Source organism: Pelosinus sp. sgz500959 (genome assembly GCF_042610375.1).
In the GTDB taxonomy this organism is placed as follows: Bacteria; Bacillota; Negativicutes; order DSM-13327; family DSM-13327; genus CTSoil-075.
This window is the reverse complement of sequence record NZ_JBGJZL010000046.1, coordinates 1-837: the sequence shown is the minus strand read 5'-3', so window position 1 is coordinate 837 and position 837 is coordinate 1. Positions and strand designations below refer to the sequence as shown.

Annotated in this window: 1 protein-coding gene; it reads left to right on the top strand. The window is 41.8% G+C overall.

Features of this window, described 5'->3' with window-relative positions:
* Positions 1–837: hypothetical protein (locus tag ACAN52_RS21870; RefSeq protein ID WP_378957258.1), on the top strand; the 837-nt coding region annotated here is incomplete at both ends.

The window sequence follows — 837 nt, the reverse complement described above, 5'->3', positions numbered from 1 at the left end:
TTAACACGAGGTACAACGACATATAGTGGTACCGCTCCAACTGGAGGTTATACTAACTTCCCAATTTCCTTTACATTAGCGGGAACAACTAATCCTATAACTATTAATGCACCATCTGCTGCATCTCAAGCAGATCCTAGAGGTACGGCTGGAGGAAGCTTAGCAAATGTAGTTTCGACAAATCCAGTTGTAATAATGACTGGGTTACAATTAAATGATACACTTGCTTCAACCTTCACGATTAATCAAACTGTTGTAGATGCGAGTGGGGCATCTCACAATCTTGATATTACATTTACTAATACAAGTGCTACGACATGGAGTTATGTGATTCATGATAATACAACTGCGAACGCTGGTCCTGATGTAACTGGCACAACTACATATGCAGTAGGATCATATAGTGCATTAAGCCCTTACGTCGGTGCAGTCGGTGCAGCTGCTGGAACTATAAATTTTGCCTATAGTAGTTCCATTGCTCCTGCTACTGGAACTTCAGGTGGGACAGCAACTGTAGCAGCTTCTGCAATTGTAAATGGAAGTGCGAAAGTTAGCGTATTACAGCTGGATTGCACCAATAATCCTACACCTATTTCTTCTACTGTGACTGACAGCAATGGTGTAACTCATGATCTTAACATAACCTTTACTAATACTGGAGCAAATAAATGGAGTTATGTAATACATGAGACAATTCCATCAACTGTTCCTGCTGGTGGTGCCATCAACGCTGGTGCCGATGTGACGGGTTCGGTGACTTATGATCCGACGAACGGTTATAGTTCTTTAGCAACTTTTACAGGCATTTCTGGCGGAACGGTAGCATTTACGATTGAT